Source organism: Paenibacillus sp. J31R34, from assembly GCF_059383715.1.
Genome location: NZ_JBXENU010000005.1, coordinates 273,573 through 287,623 on the forward strand (window position 1 = coordinate 273,573; position 14,051 = coordinate 287,623).

Annotated in this window: 16 protein-coding genes; 10 read left to right on the forward strand and 6 right to left on the reverse strand. The window is 51.4% G+C overall.

What is annotated here, in order from left to right; genetic code table 11:
* Positions 1 to 20: 20 nt before the first annotated feature.
* A complete protein-coding gene (locus tag AC50YG_RS16165; protein ID WP_494828043.1) occupies positions 21 to 755 on the forward strand; it encodes an IclR family transcriptional regulator in 735 nt (244 codons plus the stop codon).
* A gap of 195 nt (positions 756 to 950) precedes the next feature.
* On the opposite strand, the gene AC50YG_RS16170 is transcribed toward AC50YG_RS16165, so the two are convergent.
* Positions 951 to 1,352: a VOC family protein gene (locus tag AC50YG_RS16170; RefSeq protein ID WP_494828044.1), complete on the reverse strand. Its 402-nt coding sequence runs from the start codon at positions 1,350 to 1,352 to the stop codon at positions 951 to 953.
* 290 nt (positions 1,353 to 1,642) lie between these two features.
* On the opposite strand from AC50YG_RS16170, the gene AC50YG_RS16175 reads away from it, so the two are divergent.
* From AC50YG_RS16175 to AC50YG_RS16205, 7 genes are all read left to right on the forward strand, one after another.
* Positions 1,643 to 2,560 (forward strand): proline dehydrogenase family protein, encoded by a 918-nt coding sequence (locus tag AC50YG_RS16175; protein ID WP_494828045.1) that lies wholly within the window; start codon positions 1,643 to 1,645, stop codon positions 2,558 to 2,560.
* Positions 2,561 to 2,607: 47 nt separating this feature from the next.
* Positions 2,608 to 3,804, forward strand: coding sequence for an ornithine--oxo-acid transaminase (locus AC50YG_RS16180; protein WP_494828046.1), 1,197 nt, complete (start codon positions 2,608 to 2,610; stop codon positions 3,802 to 3,804).
* 63 nt (positions 3,805 to 3,867) lie between these two features.
* On the forward strand, positions 3,868 to 5,418 hold the full coding sequence (gene pruA, locus AC50YG_RS16185) for an L-glutamate gamma-semialdehyde dehydrogenase (RefSeq protein ID WP_494828047.1): 1,551 nt from the start codon (positions 3,868 to 3,870) through the stop codon (positions 5,416 to 5,418).
* 50 nt (positions 5,419 to 5,468) lie between these two features.
* Positions 5,469 to 6,380, forward strand: coding sequence for an arginase (gene rocF / locus AC50YG_RS16190; RefSeq protein WP_494828048.1), 912 nt, complete (start codon positions 5,469 to 5,471; stop codon positions 6,378 to 6,380).
* Between the two features lie 207 nt (positions 6,381 to 6,587).
* Positions 6,588 to 7,250 carry an MOSC domain-containing protein gene (locus AC50YG_RS16195; RefSeq protein WP_494828191.1) on the forward strand — a complete coding sequence of 221 codons (663 nt, stop codon included), beginning with the start codon at positions 6,588 to 6,590 and terminating at the stop codon, positions 7,248 to 7,250.
* Positions 7,251 to 7,323: 73 nt separating this feature from the next.
* Positions 7,324 to 7,920 carry an MSMEG_1061 family FMN-dependent PPOX-type flavoprotein gene (locus AC50YG_RS16200; protein ID WP_494828049.1) on the forward strand — a complete coding sequence of 199 codons (597 nt, stop codon included), beginning with the start codon at positions 7,324 to 7,326 and terminating at the stop codon, positions 7,918 to 7,920.
* Positions 7,921 to 7,947: 27 nt separating this feature from the next.
* Positions 7,948 to 8,247: a MazG-like family protein gene (locus tag AC50YG_RS16205; protein WP_341278949.1), complete on the forward strand. Its 300-nt coding sequence runs from the start codon at positions 7,948 to 7,950 to the stop codon at positions 8,245 to 8,247.
* Positions 8,248 to 8,263: 16 nt separating this feature from the next.
* Here the strand turns inward: AC50YG_RS16205 and AC50YG_RS16210 are convergent, their stop codons facing one another.
* The 5 genes from AC50YG_RS16210 to mnmL all read right to left on the reverse strand — a co-directional run bounded on the left by AC50YG_RS16210 (position 8,264) and on the right by mnmL (position 12,459).
* Positions 8,264 to 8,686, reverse strand: coding sequence for a DUF1801 domain-containing protein (locus tag AC50YG_RS16210; RefSeq protein WP_494828050.1), 423 nt, complete (start codon positions 8,684 to 8,686; stop codon positions 8,264 to 8,266).
* A gap of 24 nt (positions 8,687 to 8,710) precedes the next feature.
* On the reverse strand, positions 8,711 to 9,193 hold the full coding sequence (locus AC50YG_RS16215; protein WP_494828051.1) for a hypothetical protein: 483 nt from the start codon (positions 9,191 to 9,193) through the stop codon (positions 8,711 to 8,713).
* A 693-nt stretch (positions 9,194 to 9,886) separates the two neighbouring features.
* On the reverse strand, positions 9,887 to 10,858 hold the full coding sequence (locus AC50YG_RS16220) for a type I phosphomannose isomerase catalytic subunit (protein WP_494828052.1): 972 nt from the start codon (positions 10,856 to 10,858) through the stop codon (positions 9,887 to 9,889).
* A 37-nt stretch (positions 10,859 to 10,895) separates the two neighbouring features.
* Positions 10,896 to 11,486: a tRNA 5-(aminomethyl)-2-thiouridylate-methyltransferase MnmM gene (gene mnmM, locus AC50YG_RS16225; RefSeq protein ID WP_494828053.1), complete on the reverse strand. Its 591-nt coding sequence runs from the start codon at positions 11,484 to 11,486 to the stop codon at positions 10,896 to 10,898.
* 1 nt (position 11,487) lies between these two features.
* Complete coding sequence (mnmL, locus tag AC50YG_RS16230; RefSeq protein ID WP_494828054.1) at positions 11,488 to 12,459, reverse strand: tRNA modification radical SAM protein MnmL/YtqA; 972 nt, start codon at positions 12,457 to 12,459, stop codon at positions 11,488 to 11,490.
* A gap of 450 nt (positions 12,460 to 12,909) precedes the next feature.
* Between mnmL and AC50YG_RS16235 the strand changes: the two genes are divergently transcribed.
* Positions 12,910 to 13,116 (forward strand): hypothetical protein, encoded by a 207-nt coding sequence (locus AC50YG_RS16235; RefSeq protein WP_341278943.1) that lies wholly within the window; start codon positions 12,910 to 12,912, stop codon positions 13,114 to 13,116.
* Positions 13,117 to 13,283: 167 nt separating this feature from the next.
* A complete protein-coding gene (gene trmB, locus AC50YG_RS16240; RefSeq protein ID WP_341278942.1) occupies positions 13,284 to 14,036 on the forward strand; it encodes a tRNA (guanosine(46)-N7)-methyltransferase TrmB in 753 nt (250 codons plus the stop codon).
* Positions 14,037 to 14,051 lie beyond the last annotated feature (15 nt).

Below are 14,051 nucleotides of genomic sequence, written 5' to 3' on the forward strand. Positions count from 1 at the left end.
CTGTTGAATGAGGGATACTATTGGTTCAATCTATTGATCGCGCGATGCAAATTATTCAGCTTCTCATGTCTGCTCACAGCCGCACTGGCTGGGCGATATCTGATATTTCGGAACGGGTGGACTTGCCGCTAAGTACGACGCACAGACTAATTAGTACGCTGGTGAAGCATGAGCTGATTGTTCAGCTTCCGGAGACGAAGCGCTATCGGCTGGGGCCTAAGTGGATGGAGGTGGGCTTGCAGCAGCTGGAGCAGCTTGATTTGCGCACGGCCGCACGGCCGATCATGGAACGTCTGGCGGATGAATTGAAAGAAGCGGTTTTCCTTAGCATCCCCTATGGCATGTTTTCAATAGTGGTCGATAAAGTAGACAGTAAGGTGAAGCTCCGGGTTGTAGAAAGCTTGGGAGAGCGGATTGCGATGCATATCGGCGCAACGAACAAAGTGATGTTGGCCAATATGAAGCTGGCTGAGGCGGAAGCGATCTTGATTCGGCTGATGGATGACCCAGAGAAGCGCAAGCAGCTGCTATCGGCTTTGCCCGGTATTAAGAAGGCGGGATATGCGGTCAGCTACGGCGAGCTTACGGAAGGCACGGCGGCGATTGCTGCCCCGATTATCGGCTTTGGGCGAAAAGTAGTTGGAGCACTTGGGGTTGGCGTCACGGCATCCCAGCTGACAGAGGAGCGTTTGGTTGATCTCAGCAAGCAGGTTATACAGGGTGCTCACGAAATTACGACAACGATTGGCGGTTAAGTCTACTAGTTGTTGTTGTTATTTTAGGGGAGGCGTTTGTCCGCCGGTTTCCTATCCCTCTTTTTCCAATTGCCAAAAGCAAATGAAGGATTAGACTGAAAAATAAAGGGTAGACTCGGCACAGCGGTGGGGAGCCGGTCTATACAGGGCGCAAAAAACGCCGGTGACCTTAAGCAGGTGACCGGCGTTTCCCTATTAGCTTTTCGGCATTTTGCTCTCATCCATATACAGCAGGTTCCAGCGGTGACCGTCCAGGTCGGCAAATGCTGCGCCGTACATCCAGCCGTCATTTTCACTCGGCTTGCTAAAGATGCTTCCTCCAGCAAGCTCCACTTTTTGAATAAAAGCATCCACTTCTTCTCTGCTTGCAGCACTAATAGAAAATATGACTTCTGCGCTATGGGAAGTATCTGCTTTTTTTGAACCTGTAAATTTCTCAAACACCGCATCCGGGAACAGCAAAATCGTTGTTTGGCCTATGGCAAGCTTGGCTCTCTCGGTACCAACGCTCACCGCATGGAATCCAATCTCATTGAAAAAGGTAGTTGACCTCTCAACATCTTTGACCGGCAGGTTAATCCAAATCTCCTGTGACATGAGTGTAGCCTCCAGTAATATATTTTTAACCACTCCTACTATACTCTACTTCTGGCAGCAGAAGCGAATCAAGGCTACCTCTCGTTGTCCCTCCTCATAAGCGATTGGGCTGGATGCCCATAAGTGGACGAAGCGCCCCAATATTCATCAAGCTTTTGCTGTGAGGATGGATTTAGTGCCTGTCTGCATTCATATCTTATTTCATTAGCACATTTCGGCTATGCCACAGTCGGAGCCTGCTGCCATTCAAGAAAGAAGCGGCAGGACATTGCCTAGAAGGAGGGAATCGCATGGCGGTCATGCGTGATATGCTGCTCTATTTGTCCAAAAACCGAGTAGCCAATCGGATGGCGTTGCGCTTTGGGCTTCGCCTTGGGGCGGAACGTTTTGTAGCGGGTGAGACGCTTGCAGCAGCAATGATCAAGGTAGCGGCGCTTAACGAAAGCGGACTTCTCGTTACGCTCGACCATTTGGGCGAATTTACCCGAAGCGAGCCGGAGGCGAAGGAAGCCGCCGAAGAGGTTGTGAAAGGGCTGCAAGCCATTGCCAGCGCGGGTGCTTCCGCCAACGTATCGGTAAAGCTGACGCAGCTGGGGCTGGATATTTCCTATCCGCTATGCCTCAGCCTTATGAGAACGATCGTGTCGGAGGCGAAGCGCTTGAACAGCTTTGTGCGCATCGATATGGAGGATTATGCCCGCAATGAGCCGTCGATCCAAATGTATGAGCAGCTGCGCGCTGAGTTCGGCCATCATATCGGCATTGTCCTGCAGGCTTATTTATTCAAAACCGAAGCGGACATGGAGCGGCTGCGCGTGCTGAAGCCAAACTACCGATTGGTAAAAGGAGCCTACAAGGAGCCGCCGGAGGTCGCCTTCCCTGACAAAGCGGATGTGGATCGCCATTTTATCCATATCATTAAAAAGCAGCTGGACAACGGTCATTATGCCGCTGTTGCAACCCATGATGCTGCGATTATTGAATGGGTGAAGGGCTACGTCAAGGAGCAGGCGATCAAGGTGGAGCGATTTGAATTTCAAATGCTGTATGGCATTCGCACGGCGCTCCAGCAGCAGCTCGCGGAGGAGGGCTACAAGGTGCGTACCTATGTGCCGTACGGAACGGATTGGTACGGCTATTTTATGCGGCGGCTGGCCGAACGGCCGGAAAATGTCTCTTTTGTGCTCAAATCCATGTTCAAACGATAAGCTGGGCTGAAAAAGAAATAGCCTTCAGGCGGGAAAGAGGGATGGGGATGAAGGAGAAGGCCAATACGATTGAGCAGACCGAGCGGCTTGGCGCACATAATTATCACCCGCTGCCGATTGTAATCGCCAAGGCGGAGGGCGTGTGGGTCGAGGACCCGGATGGAAAACGTTATATGGATATGCTTAGCGGGTATTCGGCACTTAATCAAGGGCATCGGCATCCGCGCATTATTGAAGCTTTGAAGAAGCAAGCGGATCTGGTCACGCTGACGTCGCGAGCTTTTTATAATGAGCCGCTTGGGGAATTGCTTGCGCTGCTGACGGAATTGACGGGCAAAAATATGCTGCTTCCGATGAATACAGGAGTAGAAGCGGTAGAGACGGCGGTGAAGGCAGCCCGCAGATACGGCTACCGGGTAAAAGGCATTTCGGCGGGCCAAGCGGATATTATTGTGTGCGCCGGTAATTTTCACGGTCGGACTCTGACCGTTACGTCTTTCTCCTCCGAGCCCTCGTATCGGGAAGAATTTGGCCCGTTTACGCCGGGCTTCACCATTATTCCCTATGGGGATATTGCGGCGCTGGAAGCGGCGATATCTCCGAATACGGCCGCCTTTCTCGTCGAGCCGATTCAAGGGGAGGCGGGCATCGTCATCCCGCCTGACGGCTATTTGCGTAAGGCTGCCGCTTTGTGCAAGCAGCATCAGGTGCTGCTGATGGCCGATGAGATACAGACAGGCTTTGGCCGCACGGGCAAGCGCTTCGCCTGTGATTGGGAAGAGGTCACGCCAGATGTTTACATTTTGGGCAAAGCGCTTGGCGGCGGCGTGCTGCCTGTGTCAGCGGTGGCGGCGGACAGCAGCGTCCTGGGGGTGTTTGAGCCGGGCTCGCATGGCTCGACGTTTGGCGGCAATCCGCTGGCGAGCGCCGTAGCTGTCGCATCGCTCCGTGTAACCGAGGACGAGCGCCTAGCGGACAGATCGCTAACGCTGGGCGAGAAGCTGTTGAGCAAGCTGCGCTTGATCAAGCATCCAGATATCGTGGAGGTGCGCGGCAGGGGGCTGTTTATTGCGATCGAGCTGAGAGGAGCGGCGCGTCCGTACTGTGAGAAGCTCAAGGAAGCGGGCTTGCTATGCAAGGAGACGCATGAAAAAGTAATTCGGCTCGCGCCGCCGCTTATCATTTCTGAAGACGAGCTTGAATGGGCGGGCGAGCGTATTGCTGGTGTTTTTCAAACTCTATAAAATCATCCCGTTTCATTCCGTTATGTTTCATTCATTTGACTAATAGAAGGGTGGAGCTCTCCTATGATTAGTTATGTACCGGAGCCATTTACCGATTTTGCGATTGAGGCGAACAGCAAGGCGCTTGCAGCAGCAATTAGTCAAGTACAGCAGCAGCTGGATCTTGTTTATCCGCTTATTATTGGCGGCAGCAGGGTCATTACAGAGGAAATGCAAAGCTCCATTAATCCTTCCAGCACGAGTGAGGTCGTAGGGAGGGTATCGAAGGCGAATGCAAAGCAAGCGGAGCAGGCGATAGAGAGCGCTTATGAGACGTTTAGGTCGTGGTCCAAGGTGCCTGTGGCGCATCGGGCGAGATTGCTGTTTAAGTCCGCGGCAATTTTGCGCCGCCGCAAGCATGAGTTTAACGCCTGGCTCATGATTGAGGCGGGCAAAACGCGGGGCGAAGCAGACGCCGATACGGCGGAAGCGATTGATTTTCTCGAATATTATGCCCGGCAAATGCTGGAGATGAGTGAAACGGCAGCGAGGAAGCTGGTCGTTCGGCGCGGCGAAGATAACGATCTGCAATATATTCCACTTGGCGTCGGTGTCGTCATTCCGCCGTGGAACTTTCCGCTGGCGATTATGGCGGGCATGACGACCGCAGCTGTAGTAGCAGGTAACACCGTTGTGCTTAAACCTGCGAGCACGACGCCTGTCATCGCTTATAAGTTCGTCGAAGTGCTGGAGCAGGCGGGGATGCCGCCGGGTGTCGTCCAGTTTTTGCCGGGTAGCGGCGCGGAAATTGGCGATTTGCTCGTGACACATCCGCTAACGCGCTTCATTTCCTTCACAGGTTCGCGGGAAGTCGGACTTAGAATATTCGAGCTGTCAGCGAAAACATCGCCAGGCCAAATTTGGCTTAAACGCTTTGTCGGCGAGCTGGGCGGCAAAGATGCTATCGTCGTCGATAGCGAAGCGGATCTGGAGGCGGCGGCACAAGCGATTGTCGCTTCGGCATTCAGCTTTTCCGGGCAAAAATGCTCGGCCTGCTCCCGGGCCATCGTCCATGAGGATGTGTATGACGCGGTACTCAAGCGCTGCAAGGAGCTGACGGAGGCGCTGACCGTCGGCAATACAGTAGACTTTAGCAACTATACGGGGCCGGTCATTGATTTGAACGCTTATCGCAAAATTTTCGAATATATCGAAACGGGCAGCAAGGAAGGGCGGCTAGTGACTGGAGGAAAAAAGGCGGAAGGCGACGGCTATTTCATCCAGCCTACGATTATTGCTGATCTCAAACCCGATGCTGTCCTGATGCAGGAGGAGGTTTTTGGCCCTGTGCTCGGCTTCTGCAAAGCTTCCTCCTATGAGGAGGCGCTTGCCATTGCCAATCATACGGAATACGGACTTACAGGAGCTGTATTTTCGACGAACCGCGCAAAGCTGGAGCTGGCGCGCGAGCAGTTCCATGTCGGCAATCTTTATTTTAATCGAAAATGTACCGGAGCCATCGTAGGTGTCCATCCTTTCGGCGGCTTCAATATGTCGGGAACGGATTCCAAAGCCGGTGGCCCGGATTATTTGCTGCAATTTACACAGCTTAAGCTGATTTCGGAGCAGCTGTAAAAAGCTGAAGCGTATGCGAAGCAAGTCCAGCAGGTAAAGGAGGATGGCTTATGCTGCCTGTTAGTCGAACGGATATTTCAATTATCGGCGTCCCGATTGATCTGGGTGCAGACCGCCGCGGCGTCGATATGGGCCCAAGTGCGATTCGCTGTGCGGGTATTGAACAGAAGCTGGAGCAGCTCGGCTATATCGTACATGATTTGGGCGATCTGGCTGTGCGCCGCCCAGCATCCCGTCCTGAGCCGGGCGAGAAGCTGAAATACGTAGATGAGCTCGTAAGGGTCAATAGCAAGCTGGCGGATAAAACAGCGGAGGAGCTGGGGAAAGGGCGGTTTCCGCTTGTTTTGGGCGGCGACCACAGCATTGCCATTGGCTCGATAAAAGGGGTGCAGCGCCATGTCCCGCGCCTGGGCGTATTATGGTTCGACGCTCACTGTGATGCCAATACAGCGGACACAACGCCGTCGGGTAATATTCACGGGATGTCGCTGGCGGTTAGTCTCGGCTATGGCAGCCGTCGCCTGCTTGGAGTAGGAGGCGGCAGACGCGATCCGATCCGGCCGGAGGATGTCGTCATTATCGGAGCGCGCTCCATTGATCCGGGTGAGAAGGCTTTGCTGCGCGAGCTTGGCGTTCGCGTTTATACGATGCAGGATATTGATCGGCGAGGCATGGATCAGGTGATGGAGGAAGCGCTTGGCCGGCTTGCGGCGGCAGACGGCGTTCATTTGAGCTTTGATTTGGACGGCCTTGATCCAAATGATGCCCCTGGTGTCGGAACGCCTGTAATCGGCGGGGTGAGTTATCGGGAAAGCCATCTCGCGATGGAGATGCTGGCCGAATCGGGGCGGCTAGTATCCGCGGAGTTTGTTGAGGTGAATCCGGTGCTTGATAATCGCAACAGAACGGCCCGTACAGCCGTTGAGCTGATCGGTTCTGTGTTCGGGGAGCAGATTATGTAGCGAGGCGGTTTGCCAATTTAACTGGAAATTATGTGCTGAACCGTCCATAATGAAAGGAATGAATTATATCTTTTAAAGGTTTAAAGCGATAGATATGGATGCTGATGCTCGGCTGTGCCGCGTTGCTGGTCCGGGCATCGGCGTCTGATCAGTAAACAGGAGGGAAGCATAGTGGTGGCGGGTTCAATTAAGTCGATCAATATTGGGATGCCGCAGCAGGTACCCTATTTGAAGAAAGAGATTCTAACAGGCATTCATAAGCAACCTGTGCAGGAGGCAATCAAGCTAACAGCTGTCTGCTTTGAAGGGGACGGTCAAGCGGACCTGGTCCATCATGGCGGGGAAGATAAGGCGGTGTGCGTGTATCCTTTTGAGCATTATGCTTATTGGGAGACGCAGGGGCTGAGGATGGGCTTTGGCGCCTTTGGAGAAAATCTCACGACCCAGGGTATCGTTGAGGAGAATATCCATATTGGCGATACGTTCCAGCTTGGGACGGCAATTGTGCAGGTAAGCCAGCCACGCCAGCCCTGCTTCAAGCTGTCGGTCAAATACGGCTTGCCAGAGCTTCCGCTGCAGGTGCAGCAGACCGGCTATACCGGGTTTTATTTTCGCGTGCTGCAGGAAGGTGTCGTTTCGCCTTCGGACTCGCTGATTTGTATGAGCAAGCATCCGGCAGCGTTGTCGATTTCTTACGCCAATCAAATTATGCATGTGGAGAAAACAAATCGGGAGGCCATGGAGCGGCTGCTTGCGGCGCCGGAGCTGTCCAGCAGCTGGAGAGCGACTTTCGTGAAACGTTTGGCCGGACTAGAGACGGATACAGCGGAGCGACTGACGGGCCGAGCAGCGAATAAGGAAGCTGATTAAGCTGTAATCGCAGCGTGATAGGAATGCTCAGCTTATATAACAAAGGAATTCAAATACAAGGAGGCACACCTAAATGACAAATTTATTATGGCAGGAAGATAGAGTGACGAGCGCGGAAGAGCTGAAAAGCATGATGACAGAGCCTTCTGAAGCCGTCGTGAAGAAAACGATTTCCATTATTGATTCGCATGCGGCCAATTATTTGGCGATGTCGCCGCTCTTTTTTCTAGCGACCTCGAATGCATCTGGTGTAGGCGATGTTTCCCCACGCGGAGATGAGGCCGGTTTTGTTAAGGTGCTTAATGAGAAGCAAATTGCATTTCCGGATCGTCCGGGCAATAGAAGAATTGACTCGTTGCTGAATGTGATTGAAAACCCGCAAATCGGAATGATTTTTATAATACCAGGGCTGGAGGAAGTGCTGCGTGTGAATGGACGCGCGAGCCTTACCCGGAATGTTGCGTTTATCAGCAGCATGGAGTGGAAGGGCAAGACGAGCGGCCTTGCCGTTGTCGTTGAAGTCGAGGAATGCTTTATCCACTGCCCACGGGCGTTCAAGCAGGCCGGCTTATGGGCGCATGAGCAGTGGCCTTCCAAGGAACAGCTGCCATCCGTTCAAGATTTGTTCAAGGCCCATCTGGAAATCAACGGCTTCCCGATTAATAAATAATCTCAGACTACAAAGGCAGGTACAGTCATGCAATTATCAGAAATGCAAAAGCATGTGAAGGAATTCAGCACTGCTCACGGGTTTGACGAGTCAACGCTCGAGCAAAGGGCGCTTTATCTAGTTACGGAGGTTGGGGAGACGGTGAAGGAGCTGCTGCATCTTTCCTACCACCCCGACCATGAGAAAAAGGAAGAAATCAAAGATCGTCTAGGCCTGGAAATGTACGATATCGTGTGGAATATTTGCGACCTTGCCAATAAGCTGGATATTGACTTGGAGCAGGCTTTTGCGAAAAAGATGGAAATTAACAAAACCCGCACTTGGTAAGGGGAGTCCTGTATGTTTAGGAATTTGGATAAGTCTCCTTAAGAAACTGGACAGACTGGTGAATTAGCGCCTTTAAGACTTCCGTATCAATGTCGGCGATCTTATTGATGTAGACGCATGCCTTGCCGGCTGTATGCTTTCCGAGCTGCAGCAGCAGCACCTCTCGCTGCGTGTCGCCTGTGGCAAAATACAGGCTGATCTTGGCTTTTCTTGGTGAAAAGCCAACTAGAGGTGCCTCGCCGGCATGTCCCGATTCATATTTGTAGTGATACGATCCGAAGCCGATAATGCTCGGCCCCCACATTTTTGCGGGAAGCCCCGTTGTTTCCGTAAAGAGGTCGAGCAGCTTATAAGCGTCTTCCCGTTTCTTCATATTTTCGACCTCTTCAATAAATGCGATGACGCTGTTTTCGGTTTCCTTCGTTTTCAGCTCATACATGTTGAAATGCCTCCAATCACTAATCTAGTGGTTATAAATACGTCTATAGGATTCTCTGAATGAGGTCCCATCCCCCTCGAGCACACTAATCAAGTAGTCGCCAAATTCCTCCCGATACTGAAAATGCAAATTAGCCCCCGTATTCAGAAAAGCAATGATCGTATCGTGGTCCTTGCAAATTTCGGTGATCTGCAGATCATTTTGCTGTGCATAAAGCTTAAAGCTTTCCCAAAAATGAATCTCGCAATTCTTTATGATTTCTTCTTTGCTGCTGTGGGAACTGCGGTTTATGAATTTAAGATTTTCCCCGATAAGCTCCTGATTATCATTATAAAAAATTTCCAAAAGCCAGTTTTTAAATTCAAAGCCTAGGATGGTGCCGGTTATGGCGCTATGGCTTTCCTTGCTGCTACATTTCAGTAACAAATCATTGAAATTACTGTTTTTATGGGCCGGCAAATGGAAGAAACCTTGCTGCCTCAAATAATGGAGGATCGTAAAATCCATACGCTCCATCTCCATGTAAGAGGGGGCTGAGAGTGTAGCATTGATGATTCGTTTGTTCCTGAATCGGCTTGTTATTTCGCTTATAAGGAAATCGTCATGGGTTTTGGAATAATGAAAAGTTAGCCGCAAGCCGTTGTCGAGTATGGCTTTCCTGCTGTTTTTGGTTTGTGTGCATGTGCGGATAGTCAAATGATGCTGGGCCGCATAATGCTCAAAATTATGCCAAAAATGGATGTCGCACTGTTTTGCCATTTTATGAAAGTTCGTGACTCGGGCCAGTTTTTTAAAATCGATAAGCGAGCCATAATATTGGCCATAAACATAGATTAAGGATAAGTCGTAGTGGTGATATTCAAATTCCAATATCGTACCTTGCTCACTTTTAACACTAGCCTGGCAGGACGTTAACAGCTCGTGAAAGGTGAAATGTGCGTTTCCCGGTATTTCGAGGAATCCGCCATGCTTAATAAATGCATGCAGCCCAGTGTAATTATGTTTATTTTCTCCTAAGTGAATAGGTAACACCTCTCTTATATTGAAAGCGAGTCTCCCTATAAATTATACATGATCATAGAATGTAAACGCATGCTCCGATATGCCCGGTACAAATAAAACAGGGATGCAAGAAGGTCGCATCCCTGTTTACCATTCATTTATGTTCCTGTCAATTATGATCCTGCCTCGAAAAAAGCTTTACGCAGGCACTACGCTGCGGATCACGGTCAGGCTGCCGTCCAGCTCATAGCCGCCAAGGCTTGCTGGAAGCAAATAGGCTTGGCCTGCTGCTAGAGCAAGCTCGCCGTCTGCCCATTTCAAGTTGCCGCTGCCTTCGGCAACGATCAAGATGACGAAGCTTGTCGCAGGCGTTTCATAGGCTGCTGCGGAGCGGATGATTCCTTTTTCGACAATAAAATAAGGAGATGAGGCAATGGTCAGCCACTGGCCATCAGCAACGCCGTCTGTTGTCATGCGGCTTGCGCCTGCGCCGTCATAAGCAATGACGTTCAGGGAGTCCTCGATATGCAGGTCGCGCAGCTCGCCATCAAGACCAAGACGGTCATAATCATAGAGGCGGTAGGTCGTATCGGAATTTTGCTGAATTTCGGCAACGACTACGCCAGCGCACAAAGCATGAACGGTTCCTGCCGGAATGTAGAAGGCATCGCCTGCTTGAACCGGAACCTCCTGCAGCGTATCCATGATGCGGCCTTCGGCAATTGCGGCTTCCATAGCTGCACGGTCAACGCCGTCCTTCAAGCCGTAAATAATCGTAGCGCCTGGCTTGGCATCAAGAATGTACCACATTTCGGTTTTGCCAAGCTCACCTTCAGGCAAGCCTTCGTAGGTGTCGGTCGGGTGAACCTGAATCGACAGGTCATCATTGCAATCCAGCAGCTTGATGAGCAGCGGGAAGCGGCCATTTTTCTCCGAAAAGCCTTTCGTGCCGAACCACTCGCGGCCATAAGCTTCGCGAATTTCGTCGAGGCCTTTGCCAGCAAGCTCGCCATTAATAACCTTCGTTGTGCCGTTTGGATGGTCGCCGATCATCCAGCCTTCGCCAATCGAGCCTTCTGGCAGCGTAAGGCCAAACTGCTCAAGCGCACGGCCACCCCAAATACGTTCCTTCATCTCTGGTTGAAATTGCAGTGGGTATGGTTTAGTCATTACAGTATCTCTCCCTAAGTTAAGTAGTTTAAGCTTCTCATTTGCCTTTTTTCTCTACGCCAAGCAAATACGGTGCAGCCTTCTTGTGCAGCTGTCGGTACAGCATGGTGGCAGCTGCCGCATCTGGCAGTGCTTCAACCCATTGCTGCACGGCTTGCGCTTCCTCGGCGCCGCCCGGATGACCGGGATAGACGACGCATGTAATGACGCCGCCCGGACAAAGCAGGGCAAGCGCAGCTTCCAGCGCAGCAATTGTAGTTGATGGCTGCGTAATAAGCGACTCGTCGCCTCCAGGCAAAAAGCCGAGATTAAACATGACACCGGCTATATGGCCATGCAGCGAGGCTGGAACGCAAACCGCCATCTGCTCGTGGCTCTGGAGGAAAAGCTGCGTATCCGCGAGCTTCTCCTTGCCGCTGGCACGTATTGCTTCCAGCCGCTCCCGCGTCCGGTCAAGCGCCGCCTGCTGGATGTCGAAGGCAAATACGCTGCCCCGTTCACCGACGAGACGGGCGAGGGCAAGCGTGTCAACGCCGCCGCCCGAGGTGGCATCGATGACGGTATCTCCGGGCTGTGCCCGTTCGGCCATCCAGCGATGCGCCATGCTGAGAACCGATAGAAATCCCATGCTAGCTGTTCACCCACAGCTTTCCTTGCCAAGTGCCGCGCTGACGCAGCTCGTCATCGATCGCATTGAGCACTTCCCATTTCTTGAGGCTCCACATCGGGCCGATGAGCAGGTCGCGAGGGGCATCGCCAGTCAGACGGTGGACAATCATCTCTGGCGGCAAAAACTCCAGCGTGTCGCCAATTAGCTTGACGTATTCGTCCTTCTCCAGAAAGCGCAGCAGTCCAGCCTCATATTGGCGGACCATTGGCGTCTTGCGCATCAGATGCAGCAGATGGATTTTGATGCCCTGCACATCCATGGCAGCAACGGCGCGCCCGGTATCGAGCATCATTTCATGCGTTTCCTGCGGCAGCCCGTAAATAATATGGGCACACACGCGGATGCCGCGTGCTCGCAGTCGCTTTACAGCATCAACATAGCAGGCGGTATCATGCGCCCGGTTAATCAGCTCCGAGGTCGATTCATGCACCGTCTGGAGTCCCATTTCAACCCAGAGGTAGGTGCGCTCATTGAGCTCTGCCAAATAATCGATGACATCATCCGGCAGACAGTCGGGGCGAGTGGCAATCGACAGGCCGACAACACCGGGCTGCTGCAAAATCACTTCATAATATTCGCGAAGCTCTTCTACGGGCGCGTAAGTGTTCGTGTAGGCCTGGAAGTAGCCGATATACTGGGCATCCGGCCATTTTTGATGCTGGCGGTCACGGATATTGTTGAACTGGGTAACGAGATCATCACGCCGGCTTCCGGCGAAGTCGCCTGATCCGCGCGCGCTGCAGAAGGTGCAGCCGCCCTTGGCAATGGAGCCATCACGGTTAGGGCAAGTGAATCCGGCATCGAGCATGACCTTGAATACTTTGCCGCCGAATTGCTCGCGCATCTCGTAGTTCCATGTATGAAATCTTTTATCGCCCCATAGCAGGGGTTCATTGGTCGGTTCTAATGCTGTTGCTTTTAATGAATTCATTCCGTTCTCCTTCTCTTATAAAAAGGGTGGTGAAAAAATCGGGAAGCGGAGCTTTCAAAATATAAGAATGTATAAGTTTCCCCCTTATACATCGCTTATATTTCACCGCGAAACGTTAGCTTTACCGCCAGAGGACGGCTTTCGACCGTTTACGCTTGCGCAGCGCAGATTCTTACTCACCGCTATTTATTCACTCCCTCTATTTTAACGAAAAAGCGGGCGGAAAGCCACGCCCGATTATGGGCTGATTGTAAACGTTTCCACTATGCGGAAAACTGGAAATTATTTTTAAGAAAAAGAAAAATAGGCTTGCTATACCTTACATGATCTGTTATATTAAAAGTGTGAAATGGCAACAAAAAAACCTAACATAGCTGATTCGTAGCGATTGTCATACAATGTCGTTTGTCTGGAAATAATGAGTTATATTAAACGATGAGGTGATGTCTAATGAGCGAGCAAACTAGAATTCCACATGGCGATGAGAAAGTAACAGTAGAATTAACAGTTAAAGAGCTGATGGCGCTGAGCGGTATCAGATTCCACAATAATCATCATGTTGAAGTATCTGCGCGCAAGAAGCTGAATGAAGCGCTGGAAGAAACGTATGAAATTGATAAGTCCAGTGCTCCGATTGATTATCGCTTGCTGATCTGAGCTGCTCTATTTAGTAGAAGAACCGCGGGGGCGGCCACCCTGTGGTTCTTTTTTTTGGCTATCAGCTTTACAAGAAGGACGATCTTAGGCACAATAAGGACTAGCTTATATGCGGGAGTTGCCTGCGATTCAGGCAGGCCCGCTATTAAATGGAGGATTCAAATACAATGCGATTAAGAGGAAGAAAAGGAATTCGTGAAAGCCTGGAGGCACAGCCGGAGCTTGTTATTCTGGATGCCGCCCCGCTTAAAGGGAAATGGCGCGATTTTTTCGGCAATGATAACCCGATTTATGTGGAGCTTGGCATGGGCAAGGGCCGTTTTATCAGCCATATGAGCGCGCGCAACCCGCATATTAATTTTATTGGCGTAGATATGTATGACGAGCTGATTCGCCGTGCAGGCGAGAAAGCGCATGCGATTTGGGCTGAGCAGGGCGTTAGCCATCCGCCTAATTTGGCGCTGCTGCGTGCGAATATCGAACAAATCGAGACGATGTTTGAGCCGGGCGAGCTTGAGCGCATTCATCTGAATTTCAGCGATCCTTGGCCGAAAGCTAAGCATGCTCGCCGCAGGCTGACACATCCGCGTTTTCTGGCGAAATATGGCCAGCTGCTGAATGAGCGGGGAGAGATTCATTTTAAGACCGATTCGATGTCGCTGTTTGAGTTCTCGCTTAACAGCTTTACAGAGATGGAGCTTCAGCTTCGGAACATTTCACTGCATTTGCACAAGGATGAGCCGCGTGAGGAGCTTGTATTTACCGAATATGAGATGAAATTTATGGACAAGGGCCAGCCGATCTACCGTCTGGAAGCTGTAATTGGCTCAGCGGCGCTGGCGAAATTTCGCGAAAACAAGCTGGCGAATGCCCAGCGTGAAGCGGAGCAAAGCGAAGAGGATACAGAAACGGAAGACTAGCATCTCAAACGATTA